This is a genomic window from Poseidonocella sp. HB161398 (assembly GCF_005870025.1).
In the GTDB taxonomy this organism is placed as follows: Bacteria; Pseudomonadota; Alphaproteobacteria; order Rhodobacterales; family Rhodobacteraceae; genus Mangrovicoccus.
Map to the genome: position 1 here is coordinate 42,895 of NZ_VATA01000033.1, position 16,686 is coordinate 59,580.

Sequence of the window (16,686 nt, forward strand, 5' to 3'; positions counted from 1 at the left end):
GTCATTCTCCCTTTGCGCGGGAATAGGCGATGGCGGCGGCGCGGCGGGCGAGCACGCCGGCCACTTCGGTGCGGAAGGCGACCGTGCCGCGCTTGTCGTCGATCGGGCTGCAGGCGGCCCGGGCGGCTGCGTCGAGCGCGGCCAGCGCCGCCTCGTCGAGGGTGGTGCCGATGATCGCCGCAGCGCAGTCCGGCGCCAGCGCGATCCGCGGGGCCACGGCGCCAAGCGCCACGCGGGCCTCGGCGATGGTGTCGCCCTCGAGCCGCAGGTTCACCGCGCAGCCCGCGACGGCGATGTCCATCTCGGTGCGCGGGATGAAGCGCAGATAGGCGTCGCCGCCCGCCTTGCCGCGGGGCGGCAGCAGGATCGCCGAGATCAGCTCTCCGGGCGCCAGCGTCGTCTTGCCCGGCCCGGCCGGGATCTCCTCGACCGGCGCGCTGCGGGTGCCGTCGGGCCCGGTGATCTCCACCGTCGCGCCGGCGGCGACCAGCCCGGGCACGGAATCCGCGGCCGGCGAGCCGTTGCACAGATTGCCCGCCAGCGTGGCGCGGCCCTGCACCTGGGTGGAGCCGACCAGCTCCATCCCCTCGACGACGCCGGGCCAGTCGGCCACCAGCGCCGCATGCGCGCCGAGCGCCGCGCCCGGCACGGCGATGCCGATCCGCCAGCCGCCATCGGCGCCCTGCACGATGTCATGCACGCCGGGGATCTTCTTGAGGTCGATCAGGTCGTCGGGAAGCACCATGCCCGCGCGCATCTGCACCAGGACATCGGTGCCCCCGGCGAGGAAGCGCGTCACCCCGCCGGCCGCACCGGCCAGCCGCGCGGCGTCCTCGAATGTGGATGGTGTGTGGTAGTTCATCTGCGTCCCCTGGTGGCTCCGTCGGAGCGGCCCTTCGGCCCGCCGCCATTCGCTTCCCTTCAGGCCCGTGCGGCACCTCTGCCGCCCGGCCCCCTTCTCCGGCGGCAGGCGCCGCCCTCCGGGCAGCCCTCCGCGCCATGCGGACGGGCCCGGCTTCGTTCCATGCCCGGCTTCCCTGCATGATAGTGCAAGCGCCCGGTCCGTCACGCGGAAGTCTTGCCCCGCCCTTCGGCCCGGCGCAAGCCGCCTTCACCCGCGGCGGGCGCATTCCGCCCGCCGCCTCCGGCCGCGGGCCCGGCCCGGACCGCGCGCCCGCCCCGAAAAATTCAAGAACATGCTTATTAATCCGGCAGAGGGGGAAAATTCGTGCCGCTTTCTTCGGAGCCGGGGGAACGCCGGTCCGGAATTTCACGGAATCTACGGAAATTGTCTTAATCTGGGGGCCGGAATTGGCTGTCCTATGGATATCGCTTCCGCAGTGCTGGCAACCAGCCGCGGGACTGCGCCGCCAGAGGGCGGGGTGATCCCGCCAGCCAGCCCCCGGATTCCGGCACCTGCCGGACGGGGCCGCGGCAACCCATCCGCCGGGCGGTTCGCCATGACAGAGCCCCCGCCGCCCGTGCCGGCCGTGCGCGGGCCCAGAGACCAAAATCGGAGAACGGAGCGTCCTTGTCCCAAGTCGACGACCCCCTGACTGCCGCCGCTGCCTCCCCCGGGCACAATTCGCTTGCCGCCATGGATGCGCGCCACGTGCTGCACCCCTGGGCCGATCTCAGCCAGCTCGGCACCGCCGATGCGCTGGTGGTCGAGACCGCCAAGGGCGTCCATGTGCATGACGCGGAGGGCAAGCGCTATCTCGACGCGATCGGCGGCATGTGGTGCATGACCGTGGGCTACGGCCGCGCCGAGCTGGTCGACGCGATGGCCGACCAGGCGATGCGGATGGCCTATTACACCCCCTTCGGCGATGTCTCGAGCGCGCCCGCCGCGCGGCTGGCCGAGACGCTGGCAGAGCTGTCGCCGGGCGATCTCAACCGGGTGCATTTCACCACCTGCGGCTCCACCGCGATCGATTCCGCAGTCCGCATGGCGCATTACTACTTCGCCGCCCAGGGGCAGCCGGAGAAGCGCCACGTCCTGACCCGCCGCAATGCCTATCACGGCAGCACCTACCTGGCCGCCTCGCTCTGCGGCAAGGCCGCCGACCGGACGCTCTTCCAGTACGAGGAGGGCTTCATCCACCACCTCTCGAGCCCGGCCCATGACGCGGATATCGCCGAGGAAAGCTCGGAGGACTGCCTCGCGCGGCTGATGGCCGAGATGAAGGCCGAGATCGCGCGGATCGGCGCCGGGAACATCGCCGCCTTCGTCGCCGAGCCGATCCTCGCCTCGGGCGGGGTGCTGGTGCCGCCGCCAGGCTACCAGAAGGCCACGCGCGCGCTCTGCGCTGCGCATGGCATCCTCTACATCTCCGACGAGGTGGTGACGGGATTCGGGCGGCTGGGGCATTTCTTCGCCTCCGAGGCGCGCTTCGGCATCGTGCCGGACATGATCATCACCGCCAAGGGCATCACCTCGGGCTACCAGCCGTTGGGCGCGGTGCTGGTCTCGGACCGGATCGCCAACGCGATCGGCGCCAATGCCCCGGCGGAGAAGCCGGTCTTCTCGAACGGCTACACCTATTCGGGCCATCCGGTGGCCTGCGCGGTGGCGCTGAAGAACATCGAGATCATGCAGCGCGAGGATATCTGCGGCCATGTCCGCGAGGTCGGGCCCTATTTCATCGAGAAGCTGCGCGCGCTTTCGTCCTCGCCCATCGTCTACACGGTGCGCGGCGACCACCTGATGGCCTGCGTCGAATGCTGGACCGGAGAAGAGCCGGGGCCGAATGCCCGCAACATGGCGCTGGCCGCGCGCGTCGACAGCTATTGCGAGGAGGCCGGGCTGCTGGTCCGGCCCTACGAGAACCTCTGCATCATGTCGCCGCCGCTGATCGTCACCCGTGCCGAGATCGACCGGATCGCCGCCATCATGGCCGAGGCGATCGCCCGCGCGGAGGCCGATCTGCGCGCCGGAGACATCTAGACCGACCCGCCGCTCCGCCCGGAGCGGCATCCCCCCGCATCCCGCGGGGCAACCAGGCCCCAGGGCCGACAAGGAAGGAGACACCATGAGCCATATCGACTGCCGCGGACTGTCCGCCCCCCTCGCCGTTCTGCGGATCAAGCAGGCCATCCTGAACGTGCCCGGCCACGCGCTGCCGCTCCTGGCGCAGCTCGATGACGGCTGCGCCCCCGACGCGGTGGCGGCAGGGCTGCGCGCCCATGCCTGCGACGTCCGCCTGGCCACCGATATCGAGCCCTTCCTGCCCGACGCCCTGCCGTCGGGCCCCGGGCCGGCCATGACTGCCCATGTCTGATCCCGCCGCGGTCGAGGACCGGCCCGGCGCCGCGGCAGGCGGAGCCGGAACCGACGGCGCCGCGCCCTGGTGGCAGCGTCCGGACCTGCGCCATGTCGGCGGACGGCTGCATCTGGGCAGCTGCGATCTCGACGCGGCGGCAGAGCGGCTCGGCACGCCAGCCTATGTGCTGCGCGCGCCGCGGGTCGCGGCCAAGCTCGAGGCGCTGCATGACGCGCTGGACGGTGCCGGGCTGGCGCATCGGGTCTTCTACGCGATCAAGGCCAATCGCAGCCCGAAGCTCCTGACCTGGCTGGCCGCGCGCGGCCGCTGCGGCGCCGATGTCTGCTCGCCCGAAGAGCTGCTGCTGGCCTATTCCTGCGGCTTCCCCGAAGAGGCGATCTCCTTCACCGGCACCTCGCTGAGCGCGACGGACATCGAAATTCTGGCGCGCTTCCCCGGGGTGCGGGTCAATCTCGACTCGCTCTCGGCGCTGAAGCGGCTGGGCGCGGCCTGCCCCGGCCGCCGGATCGGGCTGCGGATCAATCCCGATGCCGGGATCGGCTATGGCGGCAACGACATGCTGCAGTACAGCGGCGCGGCGGCGACCAAGTTCGGCATCTATCTCGACCGCCTGCCCGAGGCGATCGCCATCGCCGACGCGCATGGCCTGGTGATCGAGCGCATCCATTTCCATGCCGGCTGCGGCTATCTCGACCGCGAGCTCGGCCAGCTGGAGCGGGTGCTGCGCGCGGCAGAGGCCTTCATGGCGCAGCTGCCCGACCTGGCGCAGGTCAATATCGGCGGCGGGCTCGGCGTGCCGCACCGTCCCGGCGACGCGCCGCTCGATCTCGGCCGCTGGGCCGCGGCAGTGGCGCAGGTGCTGGGGCTCCATAGCGTCGAAATGGCGGTGGAGCCCGGCGATTTCCTGGTCAAGGATGCCGGCGTGCTGCTGGCCGGCGTCACCTATGCCGAGCGGCGCAAGGATGTCGACTTCCTCGGGCTCGATGCCGGATTCAACCTGGCGATGGAGCCCGCCTTCTACGACCTGCCCTGCGCCCCGGTCCCCGCCGTGCCCCGCGACGCGCCCGAGACCCGCTACACCGTGGTGGGCAATGTCAACGAGGCGCTCGACAAATGGGCCGAGGACCATCCCCTGCCCGCCCCGGAAGAGGGCGACACGATGGTGCTGATCAATGCCGGGGGCTATGCCGCCTCGATGCGCTCGGACCATTGCCTGCGCGGCGACGTGCGCGAGCTGATCCTGCTCGAATGACCCTCCCCCAAGCCCAGGCCCGACCGGAAGGCCCAAGCGGAAGACCCTACATGACCGATACCGACACCGCCGTCACCCCGGAAACCCCGAGCTTCGCCTTCGATCCCGGCGACCCCTGGACACGGACCTTCCAGAAAGGGCTGGAACGCGCCGGACTGGACGGCAAGCGCGTCTACGAAGTGGGGATCGGCACCGGCATCAACGCCGCCTTCCTGCTGCGCATGTGCCGCGCGGCCGATGTCTCGGGCAGCGATCTCGACCCGCGCCTGGCCGCGCTGGCCGAGCGCAATGTCCGCAACCTCGCCCCGGAGGAGGCGCACCGCTTCCATCCCGTCCATGGCGCGGTCAGCCTGATCGACACTGACGAGGCCCGCGCCCGGATCGCCCGCAGTGACGCGGTGATCGCCTGCATCCCGCAGGTCGGCGATCCCGGGGATGCCCGCGTCGCCGCCTTCCGCGACGCCCACGAGGTCGAGCTGGGCGACAGCGCGCAGGACCGCAGCGACGACCATATCGCGCATTACTATCCCTGGAACCTCTTCGACCAGTATCCCTACAACGCCATCGGGCTGGGGCTGAACGAGGCGCTGCTGCGCCGGGTCCGCGAGGCGGCGCCGACCGCGCAGCTGATCATGAATTTCGGCGCGCGCATCCCGGTCTCGCTGCTCGAGGCGATGTTCGAGGCCAATGGCTACCGGCCGGAAGTGCTGCATTCGCAGATGGTCCGCCAGGATGGCGGCACCGACATCTCGTTCTTCGTCACGCTGGAGCGGGCGATGAAGGGCACCGGCTTCGAGGCGGCGCTGGTCTGCGAGTTCTTCGCCGATCCGCAGGGGCGGATGCCGCTCTCGGCCTGCGAGGCGCAGGCGCTGCAGGAGGACAGCCCCGGCACGCCGCTTTTCCACCGCGTCTGCGTGATCCGCGGCACGCCCGCCTGAACGCTCAGGACACCGAGCGGGCCAGGCGGCGCGCGATCGAGGCGACCGAGTCGAGCGTGTCGCCGTCCTGCGCCGCATCCGCCTGCCCGGCGCCTTCGGTGGCCCGCAGCGCGAGCCGCACGAGATTGCGGATCGAGTCCAGATGCAGGCGGATCGCGTCGAGCATGCCGCGCTCGGCCAGAAGCGCGGTCTGGTGCTGCGGCAGCCCGGCCAAGCGCGCGCGCGACACCTGGCGGAAGCCCGAGACCGCGCGATGCCCCCGCCCCGGCAGATCGGTGGTCCACTGCATCGGCTCCAGCAGTTCGAGCGCCTCCAGCAGCTTGCAGAAATTTCCGGTGGCGATGGTGTTCTGGTAATGCGCGCGGGTGAAGTTCATCACCTCGCGCAGGAAATGTCCCGGCTGGCCGTCGACATCGAACAGCGGCAGCCCCGCCCCGTCGTCGCGCAGCTCGCCCGAGCCGGGCAGGATCGACAGCACGACCTTGCCGGTATCGCGCACCTCGGTGTTGTAGAAGGGCAGCTGGCGGAAATGCGCCGGGATGTAGCCGCCGGTCCAGTGTCCCTCGGCATCGACGAAAAGGTTCTCGCCCGGGGCGAGTCCCATCAGCGCCACCGGCATGGTCGTCGAGCCGCTGCCCGCGAACAGGATCGGATGGTCCCGCGCCGCCTCGGAGAATTCGGCCAGGGTAACGGGCGCGGTCGCCTGCCCGGCGCAGAGCCGGTAGCTGCCTTCGGGAAAATAGCTGAGCCGGGCGTGCCGCTCGGAGGCGAGCATCTCGCCATCGGCGAAAATCGAATGGGCCATGAGGATCTTCTCCTGCTGCGGCAGAGTAATCAAGATGGCGCGGCCCCTTGGGGGCTGGGCCGCGCCAGTGCCGGACCGGCACCTGAGAGTCATGCCGGTCCGGGGTCGTCCGGATGGAGACCGGGCAGGCCCGGCCGGGCCGCGGTAGCCGGAGACGGCGCGGACTGGCAGGGCATGGTCCTACGTGTCGCTGCTGCCGCCATTGTCCTGTCCGGTCTCCGTGGCCCGGCCGCGCTCTGCGCGCCCGGCCCGTCCCGCCGTCGTCGAGAGTCCTCCCTTGTCCTGCGGCGCGCGGCCGGCTCCCTGGCCGGACACGCGCCGCGCAGATCCCTTCCCAGGACCGCGGGCGCATGGCCCCGCGGATACCGCCCCGGTCGCGCCGCGGGCGGATGACGGGGGAGTCCGGTCCGGCAGTCCGGCCCCGGCACCCCTTCGATATTGCAGCTTGCGGATGCGCACCCAACGCCTGCCTGCCGCAGCTGCGGCGGGCGGACCCCGTCCATGACCGGTTTGCTGTTCGATCAGGACGGATATTTTAAATATCACATTCCATCTATACGTGTCAATTTCAGCCTATTATCCATGAGCCAACAGGCCCGGCCGCCAGACGGAAATCGCCGAAGCAGCCTGCACTCAATTTACTCTAAACCTAAAACATATGGCAATGGAAATCTTCCAGAGCAGTGAAGTTTCCGGGCGGACCCTTCCGCGCGGCCGGATGGCAGCGCCCGGCGCCGAGAGCCGCGGACCGGCCCCGGGGCGACGGCCATTCCGCGACGGCGAAGCGGACAATGGCGCGGGCAGGACTTGAGAGGCTGCCCACCACCGCCGCGGGCGCCGCGCCCCCGCCCCGAGACAGCGCGCCGTCACCGGAGACGGCCCGCCGGGAGGGACGTGCTGCAATACGTTCCCGACCAGACAGCTTCCGTAGTTGACCTTTTCCCGCGGCTAGACCTCGGTGCGATTGACCATAAAACAATGGAAATAGGCCATATTTCCATCCGCTTGGCATGGGCGCCCTGCTGTCGGCAGCCAGCGCCACGGCAAGCCATGCGGCGGCAGTGTCACCGGCCTGCCGCGCGGATCGCGCGACGGGACCGATGCGGAGCTCTGGAGCTCGCGGCACCCCTCCTGCGACGCGCGCATCAACGGCGGCGCGGGCGACCTGATCGCGTGCCACGCCTCCCGCGGCGCCTCCGTCGCCAATGCCATGCCACCCGCGGACCATCGAGGCTCGGGACAGGCGCCGCGTCGACCGCGATCGAGAGCTGCGGAGCCGTTTCGAGATCCGCGGAGGGCACAGTTATGCCATCGTGCCTGAGGGATATCCGGCGAGGCGCTGAGCGCGTCCTTCATGGCCGACGGGCAACACCGACTCGCTCGGCCTGACCGCCGAGACTATGCCTTCGGCCTGCTCGACGAGAAAGGCGAGGCGGTCGCCCCCCTCTCCCTCGGCATCCTCACCCCCGATGCGGCCATGCTGGTCTCGGCAACGGCGGCGCTCTCCGGCGCGGCACGCGGCCCTCCCGTCCTCTCGCGCCGCCGGTCCGGAGAAGGCTGCGACCTGGAACCGGAACCGCCGTCTGGGAGAGCGCCGAGAATGCCTGTTCAGCTGTGGAACGTGGAGCATGAACTGAGAATTTGGTCCTGACGGCGGCTAGACTTGCTCAGCACGGAGAGCAGCCCTGACCAGGTCCGGAACCTTGTCCTCTCCGACGACACCCGGGAGTCCCTTTTCATCAGTTCGCAAGATGCCGACGGGCGCCGCTGCCAGGTCGGAAGCACGGGGACATGCGGCGACGCGCATGCCGTGACCGGCACGCTGGAGGACAGGCGGCGCCCCAGTCCCAGATAGACCACAAGCGCCGGCGCTCCGACGCCGCGCAGAGAACCGTGCAAGCGCCCGCAAGGCGCTGCCAGACTACGCGTACGCGGGATGAAACGATCGGCGGCCCGGTCCGGCTTGCCCGAAGCGGCTCGGGACCGGGCGCGCTGCAGAAGGCCCGCTCCGGCCTTTCGCCTGTTCGCAGGGCCGCGCCCCGGGAATGCCGAGCCCGCGGAGGACCCGGCGGCTCAGGCCGTGGCCGCTGTCGCGGCGACCTTGCGCCAGAAGGCGGCGGCGGCCGGGCTGAGCGGTCCGGCCTTGCGGTAGCAGCGGATGTCGTAGCCGGTCATCCAGTCCTCGCCCGCCGCCGGGACCAGACGGCCCTCGGCCAGCTCCGCCGCACATGAAGAGGCCGGCAGCCAGGCGACGCCGTAGCCCTTCAGCGCCATCGCCTTGACCGCCTCCTTCAGCGGGCTTTCGAAGACGGTGTCGAAGAGCCCCTCTGCCCCGGCGGCCTTCCCGGCCAGCAGCCGCAGCACGGCACCGCCGAGCACCGAGCTTTCCGAGAGCTGCAGGAGCGGCAGCCGCAGGGCGCCGGGACGGATGGCGAATTTCGCCCCGCCCGCCCCGTCCGGCACCGAGACCGGCATCATCCGGTCGGCGGCCACGACCACATGGTCATGCTGCGCCCAGGCGCGGATCTCCTCGCGCGGCGCATGCGGGATCGGGCAGAGCATGAAATCGACATGGCCCGAGGCCAGCTCGTCGAAGCAGCGCGCCACCGAATAGCAGTTGAGCCGCGCCTGCGCGGCGGGCGCCGCGGGCGAGACGCGCTGCAGCCAGGCAGGGAAGAACTCGGTCGAGATCATGTGCGTCGCGGCGAAGAGCAGGGTCTCGCGCTCGGTCCTGGCGGCGCTGGCGGCGCGGCCGCGCGCCGAGGCGATCTGCTCGATGATCGTCTCCGCCTCGGCCTGGAAGCTCTGCCCGGCGCGGGTCAGCTGCACCGGATAGCTGCTGCGGTCGATCAGCGTCTCGCCGACCCAGTCCTCGAGCCGCCGGATACGGCGGCTGAAGGCCGGCTGGGTGGTGTTGCGGATCTCGGCGGCCAGGGAGAAGTTCCGCGTCTTCGCCAGCGTCAGGAAGTCGTCGAGCCAGTCGATCTGCATCATCGCCCCGGGGTTATGCATTCGCGGTATAACCTATTGCCCAAACGGCTTTGGACGCAAGCCGCCACGGCCCCTAGTCCTGTCGCCACCAGCGCCCGGCAAGAGCGGCGCGTTCCAACAGACCTGGAGGTTTCCATGAAGATCCGTTCCCTGCCGACCCTCGGCGCGGCGCTTGCCGCGCTGTCGCTGGCCGGTCCCCTGCCCGCCCTGGCGCTTGACGGCACGCTTGCCAAGATCGCCGAGACCGGGCGGATCACGCTCGGCCACCGCGACGCGGCGGTGCCCTTCTCCTATCTCGACGGCGACGCGCAGCCGGTGGGCTTCTCGATGGATCTCTGCCGCGCGGTGGTCGAGGCGGTCCGCGAGCGGCTGGAGCTGCCGGAGCTGGAGACCGGCGACCTGACCGTCACCTCGCAGACCCGCATCCCGCTGCTGGCCAATGGCACGATCGACCTCGAATGGGGCTCGACCACCAATACGCTGGAGCGGCAGCGCCAGGTCGCCTACGGGCCGACGATGGTCCTGGCCGCCGGGCGCTTCCTGGTGCGGGCGGACGCGGGCATCGAGGGGCCCGGCGATCTCGCGGGCCGGACCGTCCCGGCGATGCAGGGCTCGAACCCGGTGCAGGTGCTGACCCGGCTGAACGAGGAACGGGATCTGGGGCCGCGCATGCTGCCGGCCAAGGATTTCGCGGACTCCTTCCTGCTGCTGCAGACCGGCCGGGCCGATGCATCGCCCAGGACGACATCATCCTGGCCGGGATGCGCGCCACCGCCCGCGATCCGCAGGCCTACCGGATTGTCGGCGCGCCCTTCACAGTCGAGCCCTACGGCATCATGCTGCGCCGGGACGACCCCGCCTTCGCGGCGCTGGTCGACGAGACCGTCACCGGGCTGATGGAGGACGGCCGCGTCGCGGACATCTACGCGCGCTGGTTCGAGGTCCCGATCCCGCCGCGCGGCGTGTCCTTCGAGCTGCCGATGAGCGCGCAGCTGAAGGCGCTTGTCCGCCATCCCGCGGATTCCGGCGATCCCGCCGATTACTGAGCCTCAACCACATTGCGGGGCGCGCGCGCATGGCCGCGTCCCGCCTGCCTGAACGGGGGCGAGAATGGACTATGCCTGGAACTGGGCGATCTTCCCCGCCCCCTCGGCGGACGGGACCGGCAGCTACCTGTCGCTGCTCCTGTCGGGGCTCGGCTGGACGCTGGCGACGGCGGCGCTTTCCTGGGGACTGGCGCTGCCGCTGGGCATGCTGCTCGGCATCCTGCGCACGCTGCCGCAGCGCGGGCCGCGCCTGGCCTGCGACGCCTATGCCGAGCTTTTCCGCAACATCCCGCTGATCGTGCAGATGTTCCTGTGGTACGTCGTGCTGCCGGAACTGCTGCCCGAACCCGCGGGCACCTGGCTGAAGCGGCTGCCCAATGCCGCCTTCGCCACCGCCGTGCTCTCGCTCGGCCGCTATACCGCGGCGCGGGTCTCCGAGCAGGTGCGCGCCGGGATCGAGAGCCTGCCCCGCGGCCAGCGCCAGGCCGGGATCGCGCTCGGCCTCTCGCCCGCACAGGTCCATGCCAGCGTGCTCCTGCCCAATGCGCTGCGGATCGTGCTGCCGGCGCTGGCCTCGGAATTCCTCAACAACACCAAGAACACCTCGGTGGCGATGACGATCGGGCTGATGGAGCTGACCGCCCGCGCGCGCAGCATGCAGGAATATTCGTTCCAGGTGTTCGAGGCCTTCGCCGCGGCGACGCTGCTCTACCTTGCCGTCAACGCCGTGGACGTGCGCGCCATGGCCCTGGCCGAGCGCCGGCTGGCGCTGCCCGGCCTGTCCCGGCCCCGGGGAGACGGACATGCTTTCTGATTTCGACGTTACGGCCGTCACCGGCGCGCTCGGCTATCTCTTCCGCGACGGGCTGCGCTTCACGCTGACGCTGTCGGCGGCGGGCGGCGCGGTTCTGGGCTCGGCGAGCGCGCTGATGCGGCTCTCGGCGCTGCGCTGGCTCTCCGCCATGGCCCGCCCCTATGTGACCCTGCTGCGCGCGCTGCCGCTGGTCCTGGTGATCTTCTGGGTCTACTTCCTCGTGCCCTATCTGGGCGCCTGGCTGACCGGGGCGGAGCGGCCCGTCCATGTCGGCGCCTTCCTCTCCTCGCGCGTCGCCTTCACCCTCTTCGAGGCGGCCTATTTCTCCGAGATCATGCGCGCGGGCATCCAGAGCGTGCCGCAGGGACATGCGGCGGGCCGCGCGCTGGGGCTCGGCGACCGCCAGGTGACGGGCCCGGTCGTGCTGCCCCAGGCGGTGCGGCGGATGACGCCGGTGCTGCTGACCCGGACCATCGTCCTCTTCCAGGACACCTCGCTGGTCTATGTGCTCTCGATCACCGACTTCCTCGGCGCCGCCACCAAGATCGCGCAGCGCGACGGCCGGCTGGCGGAACTCTGCCTCTTCGCCGCGGCGGTCTATTTCGCCCTCTCCTGGCTCGGCTCTGCCGGCCTGCGCCGCCTGGGCGCCCTCTCGTGAAAAGGAGCCCTCCGATGTCCCGCCCCCTCTCTGGCGACCGCCCCGCGATCGAGCGCGACGCCGTGTCGAAATCCTATGGCAGCTTCGCCGTGCTGAAAGGCTGCACCACCCAGGTCGCCCGCGGCGAGGTGGTCGTGGTCTGCGGCCCCTCGGGATCGGGGAAATCCACCCTGATCAAGACCGTCAACGCGCTGGAGCCGGTTCAGTCCGGCACGATCCGCGTCAACGGCCTGCAGGTCGCCCCGCGGCGGCTGCGCGCCCGGACCGGCATGGTCTTCCAGCATTTCGAGCTCTTCCCGCATCTCAGCGTGCTCGGCAATCTCTGCCTCGCGCAGCAGAAGGTGCTGGGGCGCAGCGCGGCCGGGGCCGAGCGCACCGCCCGCGCGCTGCTCGAGCGCGTCGGGCTGGCCGCGCAGGCCGAAAAGCACCCCGCGCAGCTCTCGGGCGGCCAGCAGCAGCGCGTCGCCATCGCACGCGCGCTGGCGATGAACCCCGAGGTGATGCTCTTCGACGAGCCGACCTCGGCGCTCGACCCGGAAATGGTCGGCGAGCTGCTCGACGTCATGGCCGAGCTGGCCCGCGACGGCATGACGATGATGGTCGTGACCCACGAGATGGGCTTTGCCCGCAAGGTCGCGGACCGCGTGATCTTCATGGACCAGGGGGAGATCGTCGAGGACGCCCCCTGCGCCGCCTTCTTCGAGACCCCCCGCTCCGAGCGGGCCCGGGCCCTCCTGTCCCGCATTCTCCACCACTGACCCCAAAAGGACCTCCGACCATGCCCAGGGATTTTCCCGCCCCGCCCGTCTTCGCCGACCTCATGGAGGCCAAGGCGCGCCTCGCCCCCCATGTCCACCGCACGCCGGTCATGACCTCGCGCAGCTTCGACGCCGAGACCGGCGCCCGGGTCTTCTTCAAGTGCGAGACCTTCCAGCGCGGCGGCGCCTTCAAGTTCCGCGGCGCGATGAACGCGATCCTCGCCCTGCCGGAGGCCGCGCGCGCCCGCGGCGTCGTCGCCTATTCCTCGGGCAACCATGCCCAGGGGCTGGCCTATGCGGCGAAGATCGCGGGCATTCCCGCCACCATCGTCATGCCCAGGGACGCGCCCGCGCTGAAGATCGCCGCCACCCGCGGCTACGGCGCCGAGGTGGTGTTCTACGACCGCTACAGCGAGTCCCGCGAGGAGATCGGCCGCCGCATCGCCGAAGCGCAGGACGCCAGCCTGATCCCGCCCTTCGACCATCCCGACGTGATCGCCGGACAGGGCACCGCCACGATCGAGCTTCTCGAGGAGACCGGCCCGCTCGACGCGCTCTTCGTGCCGCTCGGCGGCGGCGGGCTCCTGGCCGGGGCGGCGCTGGCAGCGCAGGCGCTCTCGCCCGGCTGCCGGGTCTTCGGCGTCGAGCCCGCGGCCGGGAATGACGGGCAGATGTCGCTGGCAAAGGGCGAGATCGTCGAGATCCCGGTGCCCCGCTCGATCGCCGACGGCGCCATCGTGACCGCGGTCGGCCGCCACAACTTTCCCGTCCTGCGCGACGCCGTGACCGCGATCGAGACCGTGACCGATGCCGAGCTGGTGGCGATGATGCGCTTCCATGCCGAGCGGATGAAGCTCTATGTCGAGCCGACCGGCTGCCTTCCCGGCGCAGCCATCCGCAAGCAGGCCGCTTCGCTGGCGGGCAAGCGCGTCGGCGCGATCCTCAGCGGCGGCAATGTCGACCTGGCCCGTTTCGCCGAGCTGGTCCTCGCCGCCGGGGAGGAGGCCGCATGAGCGCCGTCACCGCCATCACCGTTCCCGGCGCCCCCGCGCCGCAGGGCCACTACGCGCAGGGCACGCTCAGCCGGGGCGACGGGCTGATCATCGTCTCGGGCCAGCTCGCGCGCCGCGCCGATGGCAGCCAGGGTCATGACGCCCCCTTCGAGGAGCAGGTGCGCCAGTGCATGGCGAACCTCCTGGCCATCGTCGAGGCGGGGGGCGGAAGCCGCGACAGCATCGCCCGCGTCACCGCCTATATCGTCGGGGTCGAGAACTGGCCGGCCTTCAATGCCGTCTATGCCGGGATCATGGGCCCGGCAATGCCCGCGCGCGCCGTCGTGCCGGTGCCCGCGCTGCATCACGGCTACCTGGTCGAGATCGACGCCATCGCGATCCGCGAGCGCCCGGCCGGCTGACACGGGCGGGGGCCGGTTGCCGCAGGGCCCGGCCCCCGCCTCGCCTCCATGCCCCAGACGCCGACAGGACCGACCATGACCCGCCTCTCCTCCCTCCGCCGCCATTTCCCCGTCACCCGGCAGCGCGCCTATCTCGCCGCCTGCTCGGTCGCGCCTCTCGGATATCGCGGTCGGCGCGATCACCGCGCAGATCGCCGACCAGCAGCTCAACGGCCGCCGCCATGTCGCGGCGCGCAACGCCTTCGCCGAGACCACGGTGCGGGCCAATCTCGCCTGGCCGATCGGCGCCGCCCCGGCCGAGATCTCCTTTGTCCGCTACACGACCGAAGGGCTCAACATCGTCGCCAACGGCATCGGCTGGCGCCCGCGCGACAATGTCGTCCTGTCGAATATCGAGCACCCGGCCAATGCCTATTGCCGGCTGGCGCTGCAGCGCCGGGGGTGACCTTGCCCCCGGATCCCGGACTGGGGCGACATTCGCTATGCGGCCATCTTGGCGGTCCTGTCGATCCTTGCCTGCTCGGGCGTGCGGTATCCGATGCTCGAGTGGCGGCGTCGCCGATTGCAGAAGATCGCGATGCATTCGAACAACTCCGCTCTGGCCTCGCGGCGCGACCGGAACCTGGTGCGGTGGGCGAGTTCGTTCTTCACCGATCCGAAGACGCTCTCCATCGGCGCGTTCTGCGCCTTCGAACGGTCCCCCGGACCGGTCGATCCGCTGGCGCGGACCAGCTTGAACTCAAGGCAATCACCCTTCCGGCTCATGGAGGCCGGTGCCTTCCAGGCATCTAGAAGCTGCCGGCAATCGCCGCTCGCATACTGAACTCCGCGATCGGAGTGGCAGATCAGCCCCAGCGCCGACCGCCGGTTCTGCAGCGCCATGCGCATCGCATCGACCGCGAGGCTGCTCTTGAGCCGCCCGGACATCGACCCGCTGCCCGGCAGGCGATTGCGGGCAATCGCCGGGCGGGGCCGGCGATCTCCATCGTTGCGTTCGCCATCGGTCTCGGACCAGTAGCGACACGATGACGAACGCCTTGACCGCCGCAAGGTAGAGCCATCCCTCGTCCGCCGGAACGGAGCTGATGTCCGCCAGCCAGATGCGGTCGGGCACCGAAGTCCGGAAATTCCGCCGCAGGAGGTTCGGCGCGATCCCCGGATTGTGCCGGCTGCCGGTCGTCCGCGGCACGCGGCGGCCCCGCATTGGCGGAAAGATCCTGTTTTCTTTCATCATCTTGGCCACCGTCTTCCGGGCAATCCGGATGCCTTGGTCCCGCAGTTCCGCGTGGAGGCGCGGTGCTCCGGATCGCCGCCGACTGGCCTCGAAGATTGCACGTATCCGCGGCAGCAGGGCGACCCGGGATGCCCGGCGCGCCGCCCGCTTCGGCGCCGCCCCGCGCCAGGCGTGGAACCAGCTCGTGCCGACCGGGAGCACCCGGGAACAACGCGGCTCCGAGCGCGATCCGTCCGAGCGAGCGGGCCGTGCGCTGACGGCGTGGGCGGCGATGAAGGCGAGTTTGTCCTTCACGGCTTCGCCGACCACTGAGCGAAGCCGGTCGGATCACGCCACCGTTTCGAGTGACCCGACTGGCGCGGAAGCTTTGCGCATCACCTCCACCTCTTCCTTCAGGCGGCGGTTCGCGCGGCGCAGCTCGGCCAGTTCCGCGGCCTCGGCCCGCTGCCTGCGGATCGCGTCAGCCGATCCCGCGGCCGCCAGCTCGAGCCGCCAGCCCTTCAGCTGCGATGCGAACACGCCGAGGTCCCGCGCGACGCCGGTCTGCGTTGCGCCGGGCTCCGAGAGCCGCGCGACGGCCTGTTCCTTGAACTCGGTAGTGAAGTGGCGGCGCGGCTGCCTGCTCATTTCGGTTCCCTCTCTCTGGGAGCACTTCAACGCCAAGTCCAGGATCCGGGAGCAAGATCAGAGACGTCGAGGTGCGGCTCGTCGATGCCAGGGCGGCGGGCGGGCGCGTCCGGGACGAGGCCATCCGCGCGCTGATCGACGCCCGCACCCGGCTGGTCTCGGTCAGCCTCGTCCAGTATTCCAGCGGCTTCCGCCAGGACATGGCGGCCACGGCCCAGCTCTGCCGCGAGCGCGGCGTGCTGCTCAACTGCGATGCCGTCCAGGCGGTCGGCGCGCTTGCCGTCGATGTCGCCGCGCTGCCGGTCGATTTCCTGCAGGCGGGCGGGCATAAATGGATGGCCGGGCCGGTCGGCACCGGCTTCCTCTACTGCCGGCAGTCCTCCTTCGACGCGCTCGCCTCGCAGGCCCCCCGGGCCCGGGTCGGTCATCCCCCTGGCCGATCCGGGCGGCACCGCCATCCCGGAATTCCACCGCGACGGGCGCCGTTTCGAGGAGGCGCTGCAGAACCATGCCGGGCTCTGGGGGCTGAACGCCTCGGCGGAGACGCTGCTTGCCGCCGGGCTGCCGCAGATCGAGGCGCATGTGCTCGGCCTTTCGCCGCGCTTGGCCGAAGGTGTGCGGCGCAAGGGCTACCGCCTGGTCTCGCCGGACGGTCCGGGAGAGCGCTCGGGCATCACCGCCTTCCGCCATCCCGGGCTGCCGAGCACGGCAATCGCCGCGCGGCTGGAGCAGGCCGGGGTCGACATCACCGAGTGCAACGGCAACTTGCGCGCGCGCTCGCATTTCTACAATACCGACGGGGATATCGACTGGCTGCTCGCCGAGCTGCCCTGACCCCGAGCGCCTGATATCAGCACCTTGCCCG

General features: G+C 70.7%; 16 protein-coding genes and 3 pseudogenes. 13 read left to right on the forward strand and 6 right to left on the reverse strand.

The features are described from left to right. Position 1: 1 nt before the first annotated feature. A complete protein-coding gene (locus FGX59_RS22335) occupies positions 2 to 862 on the reverse strand; it encodes a xanthine dehydrogenase family protein subunit M (protein ID WP_138469345.1) in 861 nt (286 codons plus the stop codon). Positions 863 to 1,531: 669 nt separating this feature from the next. Here FGX59_RS22335 and FGX59_RS22340 point away from each other — a divergent pair. The 4 genes from FGX59_RS22340 (at position 1,532) to FGX59_RS22355 (ending at position 5,474) form a co-directional block, all read left to right on the forward strand. After that, on the forward strand, positions 1,532 to 2,947 hold the full coding sequence (locus FGX59_RS22340) for an aminotransferase (protein WP_240722647.1): 1,416 nt from the start codon (positions 1,532 to 1,534) through the stop codon (positions 2,945 to 2,947). 85 nt (positions 2,948 to 3,032) lie between these two features. Continuing rightward, positions 3,033 to 3,281, forward strand: coding sequence for a hypothetical protein (locus FGX59_RS22345; RefSeq protein WP_138469346.1), 249 nt, complete (start codon positions 3,033 to 3,035; stop codon positions 3,279 to 3,281). Then, positions 3,274 to 4,536: a diaminopimelate decarboxylase gene (locus FGX59_RS22350; protein WP_138469347.1), complete on the forward strand. Its 1,263-nt coding sequence runs from the start codon at positions 3,274 to 3,276 to the stop codon at positions 4,534 to 4,536. Before FGX59_RS22345 ends, FGX59_RS22350 begins: the two co-directional genes overlap by 8 nt. Before the next feature lie 50 nt (positions 4,537 to 4,586). Further along, a complete protein-coding gene (locus FGX59_RS22355; RefSeq protein WP_138469348.1) occupies positions 4,587 to 5,474 on the forward strand; it encodes a class I SAM-dependent methyltransferase in 888 nt (295 codons plus the stop codon). Positions 5,475 to 5,478: 4 nt separating this feature from the next. On the opposite strand, the gene FGX59_RS22360 is transcribed toward FGX59_RS22355, so the two are convergent. Together FGX59_RS22360 and FGX59_RS22365 are read right to left on the reverse strand one after the other, a co-directional pair. Then, entirely contained in the window at positions 5,479 to 6,279 is an 801-nt protein-coding gene (locus tag FGX59_RS22360; RefSeq protein ID WP_171060781.1) for a SapC family protein, read from the reverse strand. A gap of 2,073 nt (positions 6,280 to 8,352) precedes the next feature. Beyond that, a complete protein-coding gene (locus tag FGX59_RS22365; protein ID WP_138469350.1) occupies positions 8,353 to 9,291 on the reverse strand; it encodes a LysR substrate-binding domain-containing protein in 939 nt (312 codons plus the stop codon). A 114-nt stretch (positions 9,292 to 9,405) separates the two neighbouring features. On the opposite strand from FGX59_RS22365, the pseudogene FGX59_RS22370 reads away from it, so the two are divergent. The 7 genes and pseudogenes from FGX59_RS22370 to FGX59_RS37715 all read left to right on the forward strand — a co-directional run bounded on the left by FGX59_RS22370 (position 9,406) and on the right by FGX59_RS37715 (position 14,405). Next, a pseudogene (locus tag FGX59_RS22370) lies at positions 9,406 to 10,316 on the forward strand (transporter substrate-binding domain-containing protein). 64 nt (positions 10,317 to 10,380) lie between these two features. Then, complete coding sequence (locus FGX59_RS22375) at positions 10,381 to 11,130, forward strand: amino acid ABC transporter permease (RefSeq protein ID WP_138469351.1); 750 nt, start codon at positions 10,381 to 10,383, stop codon at positions 11,128 to 11,130. Then, a complete protein-coding gene (locus FGX59_RS22380; RefSeq protein WP_138469352.1) occupies positions 11,120 to 11,788 on the forward strand; it encodes an amino acid ABC transporter permease in 669 nt (222 codons plus the stop codon). The genes FGX59_RS22375 and FGX59_RS22380 overlap by 11 nt, the downstream gene beginning before the upstream one ends. A gap of 14 nt (positions 11,789 to 11,802) precedes the next feature. Further along, the gene (locus tag FGX59_RS22385; protein ID WP_138469353.1) at positions 11,803 to 12,546 is read left to right on the forward strand and encodes an amino acid ABC transporter ATP-binding protein; all 744 of its coding nucleotides are present in this window, start codon (positions 11,803 to 11,805) and stop codon (positions 12,544 to 12,546) included. Between the two features lie 20 nt (positions 12,547 to 12,566). After that, the gene (locus FGX59_RS22390) at positions 12,567 to 13,559 is read left to right on the forward strand and encodes a threo-3-hydroxy-L-aspartate ammonia-lyase (RefSeq protein WP_138469354.1); all 993 of its coding nucleotides are present in this window, start codon (positions 12,567 to 12,569) and stop codon (positions 13,557 to 13,559) included. Then, a complete protein-coding gene (locus tag FGX59_RS22395; protein WP_138469355.1) occupies positions 13,556 to 13,960 on the forward strand; it encodes a RidA family protein in 405 nt (134 codons plus the stop codon). Before FGX59_RS22390 ends, FGX59_RS22395 begins: the two co-directional genes overlap by 4 nt. A 190-nt stretch (positions 13,961 to 14,150) precedes the next feature. Continuing rightward, positions 14,151 to 14,405, forward strand: coding sequence for an aminotransferase class V-fold PLP-dependent enzyme (locus FGX59_RS37715; protein WP_255471629.1), 255 nt, complete (start codon positions 14,151 to 14,153; stop codon positions 14,403 to 14,405). 35 nt (positions 14,406 to 14,440) lie between these two features. Here the strand turns inward: FGX59_RS37715 and FGX59_RS38840 are convergent, their stop codons facing one another. The 3 genes and pseudogenes from FGX59_RS38840 to FGX59_RS22415 form a co-directional block, all read right to left on the reverse strand. Further along, entirely contained in the window at positions 14,441 to 14,887 is a 447-nt protein-coding gene (locus FGX59_RS38840; RefSeq protein ID WP_138469357.1) for an integrase core domain-containing protein, read from the reverse strand. A gap of 274 nt (positions 14,888 to 15,161) precedes the next feature. Further along, positions 15,162 to 15,503, reverse strand: a pseudogene (locus FGX59_RS39745) (transposase); the annotation flags it as partial. 18 nt (positions 15,504 to 15,521) lie between these two features. After that, the gene (locus tag FGX59_RS22415) at positions 15,522 to 15,821 is read right to left on the reverse strand and encodes a transposase (protein ID WP_138469359.1); all 300 of its coding nucleotides are present in this window, start codon (positions 15,819 to 15,821) and stop codon (positions 15,522 to 15,524) included. 71 nt (positions 15,822 to 15,892) lie between these two features. On the opposite strand from FGX59_RS22415, the pseudogene FGX59_RS39750 reads away from it, so the two are divergent. Continuing rightward, a pseudogene (locus tag FGX59_RS39750) lies at positions 15,893 to 16,153 on the forward strand (aminotransferase class V-fold PLP-dependent enzyme); the annotation flags it as partial. Between the two features lie 250 nt (positions 16,154 to 16,403). Next, entirely contained in the window at positions 16,404 to 16,655 is a 252-nt protein-coding gene (locus tag FGX59_RS38850) for a hypothetical protein (RefSeq protein WP_240722651.1), read from the forward strand. The last annotated feature ends 31 nt before the right edge of the window (positions 16,656 to 16,686 follow it).